At 58.3% G+C, this 6,661-nt stretch carries 6 protein-coding genes and 3 tRNA genes; all 9 read right to left on the minus strand.

Annotated features, from left to right (window positions below):
- Positions 1 to 98: 98 nt before the first annotated feature.
- Entirely contained in the window at positions 99 to 737 is a 639-nt protein-coding gene (locus tag KGB07_RS18145) for an aldolase (RefSeq protein WP_046038429.1), read from the minus strand.
- A gap of 8 nt (positions 738 to 745) precedes the next feature.
- On the minus strand, positions 746 to 2,044 hold the full coding sequence (gene otnK / locus KGB07_RS18150; RefSeq protein ID WP_223466138.1) for a 3-oxo-tetronate kinase: 1,299 nt from the start codon (positions 2,042 to 2,044) through the stop codon (positions 746 to 748).
- Positions 2,045 to 2,054: 10 nt separating this feature from the next.
- Positions 2,055 to 2,960, minus strand: a complete 906-nt coding sequence (gene ltnD / locus KGB07_RS18155; protein ID WP_046038432.1) for an L-threonate dehydrogenase — start codon at positions 2,958 to 2,960, stop codon at positions 2,055 to 2,057.
- A gap of 1,120 nt (positions 2,961 to 4,080) precedes the next feature.
- Positions 4,081 to 4,350: a hypothetical protein gene (locus tag KGB07_RS18160; RefSeq protein ID WP_223466139.1), complete on the minus strand. Its 270-nt coding sequence runs from the start codon at positions 4,348 to 4,350 to the stop codon at positions 4,081 to 4,083.
- Positions 4,351 to 4,520: 170 nt separating this feature from the next.
- Positions 4,521 to 4,607 (minus strand) — tRNA-Leu (locus KGB07_RS18170).
- 195 nt (positions 4,608 to 4,802) lie between these two features.
- Positions 4,803 to 4,876, minus strand: a tRNA-Cys gene (locus tag KGB07_RS18175).
- A gap of 46 nt (positions 4,877 to 4,922) precedes the next feature.
- Positions 4,923 to 4,998 (minus strand) — tRNA-Gly (locus tag KGB07_RS18180).
- Between the two features lie 63 nt (positions 4,999 to 5,061).
- Complete coding sequence (gene pgsA / locus KGB07_RS18185; RefSeq protein ID WP_008051977.1) at positions 5,062 to 5,622, minus strand: CDP-diacylglycerol--glycerol-3-phosphate 3-phosphatidyltransferase; 561 nt, start codon at positions 5,620 to 5,622, stop codon at positions 5,062 to 5,064.
- 32 nt (positions 5,623 to 5,654) lie between these two features.
- On the minus strand, positions 5,655 to 6,661 hold a 1,007-nt coding region (locus KGB07_RS18190; RefSeq protein WP_223466140.1), incomplete at its 5' end, for an excinuclease ABC subunit UvrC.

The raw sequence follows: 6,661 nt of genomic DNA on the forward strand, positions 1-6,661 counted from the left end.
TTGTTATTGTTTTTTCAGGCAAGCCGGGGCCGTCGAGAGTCCCTGTGCGTTTCCCGGGTAGTGCCTGTGTTATCGATCTGTCGTGTTAAGGCAATGCGTTACCAGTGCGCACCAAAGGTTGCTCGCAGTTCGTCCAGCGCCACCTGATCGAGCGGTTCCGGCTTGGGATTACTCATCAGCCACAGCCGCGCGGTTTCCTCGAGCTCTTCCAGGGCGTAGCTGGCCCTGGAGACCGAACTCTCCCAGACCACCGGCCCCAGCCGTTCGAGCATCACGCCGCGAACGCTGTTGGCCAGCAGCGCGACCTGTTCGGCAACCTTCGGCGAACCGGGTCGCTGGTAGGCAATCAACGGGATATGCCCGACTTTCATGACCTGATACGGCGTCAGCGGCGGCAGAATGTCGTCCGTCTGCCAGACACCGGCCAGCGTCAAAGCCACCAGATGGGTGGAGTGGGTATGCACCACGCCGCCGACATTCGGGTTGCGGTCGTAGACCTGGCGATGCAACGCCAGGGTCTTTGAAGGCTTGTCACCGGACACCCATTCACCCGCCAGATTGACCTTGGCGATGGTTGCCGGATCGAGACGCCCGAGGCAGACATCCGTCGGCGTGATCAACCAGCCGTCATCCAGGCGTGCGCTGATATTGCCGGCGCTGCCGACGGTGTATCCGCGCTCGTAAAGGCTGCGGCCAACCTCACAGATTTCTTCGCGCAGGGCGTTCTCGTTGCTCATTGCGCAGCTCATTTTTCACCCCCGGCCTGGGCGAGTTGGTTCAAGGCTTTACTGAAGAAATCCCGGCCACCGAAGTTGCCCGATTTGAGTGCCAGCGCCAAAGGCTCCTCGGTACTGCTGACGGTCGCCGGAACACCCGGATCAATCTGCGCGCCGATCTGCAACAGCTGTACACCCAGGGCCTGAACCACAGCACCCGAGGTTTCTCCGCCGGCGATCACGAAACGGCGCACGCCACTCTGGCGCAAGCCCTGTGCAATTTCGCCAAAGGCGTTTTCCACCAGGCTACCGGCCTGCTCGACGCCCAGTTGCTGTTGCACCAGCTTGACCTCTTGCGGTGAGCTGGTGGCGTAGATCAATACGGTTTGCTCGTTATCACGGGCGAAGGCCAGGGCTTGCGCCACCACCGCTTCGCCCGCTGCCAAGGCCAACGGATCAATCCGCAAAGCCGGACGGCCGGCTTCGAGCCAGGCGGCCACTTGCCCATTGGTGGCGATCGAAGCACTACCGGCCAACACCGCTTCCCCGCCGGACACCGCCGGGAGTTTCGAGGCGTCGAGGTCGCGTAGCTTGCCGGCACGACGGAAGTTTTCCGGCAGGCCCAGGGCCAACCCCGAACCACCCGTCAACAACGGCAAATCGGCGCAGGCGCTACCCAGGGTGTACAGATCGCTGTCCGACAAGGCATCGGCGATGGCCATGCCGACACCTTGAGCCCTCAGCTCGGCGATTCGCGCCTGCACCTGCTCAGCGCCCTGGGCAATCGTGTCGTAGCGCAACAGGCCGACATTCAGGCGGGTCTGCGATTGCAGGACGCGCACCAGATTGGCATCGGTCATTGGCGTCAGCGGATGGTTCTGCATGCCCGACTCGCTGAGCAGTTGATCCTGCACAAACAGATGGCCGCGAAAGATCGTCCGGCCATTCTCCGGGAACGCCGGGCACGCAAGGGTAAAGTCGCTACCCAGTGCGGCCAGCAGTGCTTCGCTGACCTGGCCGATATTGCCGGCCGCGGTGGAGTCGAACGTCGAGCAATACTTGAAAAAAATCTGCTCGCAGCCTTGTTCACGCAGCCAGGCCAGCGCGGCGAGGGACTGCTCGACTGCTTCGGCGACCGGCGTAGTACGCGACTTCAGGGCAATGACAATCACATCGGCATCAAGCCCGGCCGCAACTTCCGCGCTCGGGATACCAATGCTTTGCACGGTGCGCATACCGCCGCGTACCAGCATGTTGGCCAGGTCCGTGGCGCCGGTGAAATCGTCGGCGATGCAGCCCAGTAACGGGCGTGCGGTGGAGGTAGTCATGGGGTGTTCCTCAAACAGGCTCAGGCTTGGCAGTCGGCAATTCGATGCCAGGGAAAATCTTGATTACCGCCGAGTCGTCCTCACGGCCGAAGCCGGCACTGGATGCCTGCATGAACATCTGGTGAGCGGTGGCCGACAGCGGCAACGGGAATTTGCTGGCCCGGGCGGTATCCAGCACCAGGCCCAGGTCCTTGACGAAAATATCCACCGCGGACAACGGCGTGTAGTCCGCCTTGAGAATGTGCGGCACGCGGTTTTCGAACATCCAGGAATTACCGGCGCTGTGGGTGATCACCTCATACAGCGCATCGGCATCGACCCCTTCACGCAGGCCCAGCGCCATGGCTTCGGCAGAAGCGGCAATATGCACCCCGGCCAGCAGTTGATTGATGATCTTGACCTTCGAACCCAGGCCATGGACGTCACCCAGGCGATACACCTTGCCGGCCATGCCAGCCAGGATCGACTCAGCCTTGGCGTAGGCGTCGGCCGGGCCCGAGGTCATCATGGTCATCTCGCCAGCGGCAGCCTTCGCCGCGCCACCGGAAATCGGTGCATCCAGATACAGCAGGCCCAGTGCGGCCAGGCGCTGGCCAAGATCCACGGCGTAGGTCGGAGCGACTGTAGCGCAGCCGATCACCAGGCTGCCCGGCCGCAGAGAGGCCACGGCTCCACCCTCACCAAACAATACGGTCTCGGTCTGCTCGGCGTTGACCACCACGGTAATGATCACGTCACACTCAGCGGCCATGTGCGACGGTGACAGGCAAGCCACACCGCCCTCCCCGGCGAACTGCTCCGTTACGACAGTGCGCACATCACAGGCATGCACATTAAAACCGCTGCGCAACAACGAGCGGGCAATGCCCAGCCCCATCGCGCCCAGACCGACTACACCGACATTTTTGTTATTCATGGGGTACTCCAGTGGAAAGCAGCGACTGCCGCCTGCGAGGCACAGGCGTTGGCCGCGTTGTGAATAGGGCTAGACAGAATCAGCACCGTGCGGACCAACCAGCTGAGGGACGTTGTGATACAGGACGTGAGTCGAGTTCTCATTGAACATCAAGGCCATCCTGTTTTTGTCGTGTTATCAGGTTGTCATACCGGCTGGTACAGATCATCTACCAGTGATCTGATTATGTGAAGTATTTTTTATTAATAACATTTTTTAACATCGGTTTGTCACGCAGGAACGAGATACGGCCTCCCTACGGATTACAAGCGGCCAAAAGCACTCGGGGTGCAAAGAGAGGCTCGCCCTGAGTGATGTGGGACTGGCTCGAAAGACTGGGCACTGGATTAGATCGACGTGCCTGGTGGTCATGGAACCGGGCAGCCGATGACCACTGGAGTGCACAGGAACAGGTTTGATGTCGCGAGGGAGGCAGTCGTTAGCGAATTGCGGAAAGGATTTTTTGATTGCGGAAAAAACTAAGGGCCTGCATGAGGTATCTCACGCAAGCCCTTGATATTCATGGTGCCAAAGTCGGAATCGAACCGGCGCGCCCTTACGAGCGGGGGATTTTAAGTCCATTCGATATCTTCATATAGTTCAATAGCTTAGACGAATATTCCTGCCTCAATTCTTTCCGAGGCACGCCGCCACAAGCCTTATACCCAGTGGTTTGAGATTTTTTGCGGCATCTTCTCGGGGTCGTATCGAGATATGGCAAAAATTAGGACATACGCTCTGTAACACGATGAATTACAGGGTGATTTTCAGGCTCTTACTTTCTGGTCATCCACCGTCTGGCTAGATGTCTACTTCAGCGCCAAGTCCAGGCCGGGGTCCATGACGCTCTATAATTTAGTGTAGGGGGACCGTCGGAGGTGGCGCTATGCGTATCTTCAAGCAGCTCCTGCTCCTTGTCGCGGGGCTTTTGGCAAGCAACCTCTCCCTGGAGGCAATCAGCGGTGGCAGCCCAGGTCAAAATCCTTACCCGGCTGTTCTGGTCAGTGGGCAGCCACAGCAATGCGGGCAATTCCACCATTCCCACACGGGCCCGTTTCATATGGGAAACCGGCATTTCGTATCAATGAACAACCGACATTTCGCACCAATGAACAACCGGCATTTCGTACCAATGAACAACCAGCATTTCGTACCAATCAACAATCAGCATTTCGTACCAATAGATAACCGGCATTTCGTACCAATGGATAACCGGCATTTCATACCGATCCACCGGATGGACAGCTTCAAGGTGATCAGAGGGCCCGGGGTCAGCGATCAGCCCTTCGGTTCCAGGCACGTTCACTTTGTGCGCCACTTCGATCCGCGGACGGGGCAGTTTCTGAGTCAACCGGCAACATCCGGGAGGTAATGGACCAGCTTGGTCACACCACCGTAGTGATGACTGAGCAATACATCCGCAACCGCAAAGGGAGGAAGGTGACGTCTACAAAATAGGAATTGCGGCAAGAAAAAACTAAGGGCCTGCATGAGGTATCTCACGCAAGCCCTTGATATTCATGGTGCCCGAAGCCGGAATCGAACCGGCACGCCCTTACGAGCGGGGGATTTTAAGTCCCATGCGTCTACCAGTTTCGCCATTCGGGCGGTAGCGCGGTGAAGCGTCCAGGTTTTGCCAGATAACGATCTGGCAGATCTGACGCTTGTGCAGCAGAGGTGGAAATATATACATCCCGCCCCGGTGAAGCAAGTTCGCAAATACCCTTTTCAAGACTAAATCTTGCAGGCTATTGCAAATAAAAAAGCTCCGTAAATCATAGATCTACGGAGCTTGTTTATTAGTGGAGGCCGAGGTCGGAATCGAACCGGCGTAGGCGGATTTGCAATCCGCTGCATAACCATTTTGCTACTCGGCCTCAAAACATTTGCTGTCAGTAGCGCGACATCAAATGCGTACAAACTTGGAGCGGGAAACGAGACTCGAACTCGCGACCCCGACCTTGGCAAGGTCGTGCTCTACCAACTGAGCTATTCCCGCGTCTTGGTGTGGCGCATTCTATAGAATCCAGAAGCCCCGTCAACCCCTTGATTCAAAAAAGTTTTATTTCTTTTCAACGTCGGTCTTCAGATGTGGCCAGGCAGCCCGCAGGTACTGGACCATCGACCACAAAGTCAGGCCGGCCGACACCATCAGCAAGGTGTAGCCCAGCAAGACCCAGAAACTGAAATCCTTGGGATTGGCCAGCAGGATCACCAGCGCCAGCATTTGCGCGGCGGTTTTCCATTTGCCCAGGTTCGATACGGCAACGTGGGCACGAGCGCCCAGTTCGGCCATCCATTCGCGCAGTGCCGAGACGACAATCTCGCGACCGATGATCACGGCAGCTGGCAGCGTGAGCCACAGGTTGCCGTGTTCCTGCACCAACAGGACCAATGCAACCGCTACCATCAGCTTGTCGGCAACCGGATCGAGGAAAGCCCCGAACGGTGTGCTTTGTTCCAGGCGGCGGGCCAGGTACCCGTCCAGCCAGTCGGTCGCGGCAGCGAATGCGAAGACCGAGGCGGAGGCCATGTAGCTCCACTGGTAAGGCAGGTAGAACAGCAAAATGAAGATCGGTATGAGCAGAACGCGTAGAACGGTAATCAGATTAGGGATATTCATCGGCACAACTGGCTACGAGGTGAGGGGGCATTCTACTCGCTGTGCAGATTTGCATAAATCAACTCTGCGAGCTTTTTACTGATCCCGGGGGCTTTGGCAATTTCTTCGATGCTTGCACGAGACAGCTCCTGCAATCCACCAAAATGTTTCAACAAATCACGCCGACGTGTGGGTCCTACGCCGGCGACGCCTTCCAGTGTAGACGTCCGACGGGTTTTTCCACGCCGGGCGCGGTGCCCGGTAATGGCAAACCGGTGGGCTTCGTCGCGAATCTGCTGGATCAGGTGCAGCGCGGGAGAATCGCCGCGCAACGTGAATTCATGTGCAGCGTCGTTCAGGTACAGGGTTTCGAAACCGGCCTTTCGCGTCGCGCCTTTTGCCACGCCCAGCAGAATCAGGTCAGGTACGGACAATTCATCGAGCACGTCGCGGGCCATGGACAACTGACCTTTACCGCCATCCACCAGCAGGATATCCGGCAGCTTGCCCTCCCCGTCCTTCAGTTTGCTGAAGCGTCGGGTCAGCGCCTGGTGCATCGCCGCGTAATCATCGCCGGGCGTAACGCCCTCGATGTTGTACCGGCGGTAATCGGCCTTGATCGGACCTTCGGGGCCGAAGACCACGCAGGACGCCACCGTCGCCTCGCCACTGGAGTGGCTGATGTCGTAGCACTCAAGGCGCTGCGGAGGCTCATCGAGCTTCAGCACCTCGGCCAGCGCATCGAAGCGCGCCGTAATGTGCTGACGATTCGCCAGGCGCGCACTCAGTGCCTGCTCGGCATTGGTCACCGCCAATTGCTGCCAGCGCGCCCGCGTACCCCGCACGCGATGGCTGATGGTCAGTTCACGACCGCGCAGCTCGTCGATGGCGGCGATCAGTGTGGGAAAGTCATCGTGGACCACATTGACGATCAGTTCGCTGGGCAAGTCGCGTTCAGGACTGCTGATGAAGTACTGACCGAGAAACGCGGCCATGACTTCAGAAACGTCTTCTTCAATACCGACCTGAGGGAAGAAGTTCTTGCTGCCCAGTACCCGCC

It is taken from the genome of Pseudomonas sp. GL-RE-26 (assembly GCF_019956275.1).
GTDB classification, from domain to species: Bacteria; Pseudomonadota; Gammaproteobacteria; order Pseudomonadales; family Pseudomonadaceae; genus Aquipseudomonas; species Aquipseudomonas grandcourensis.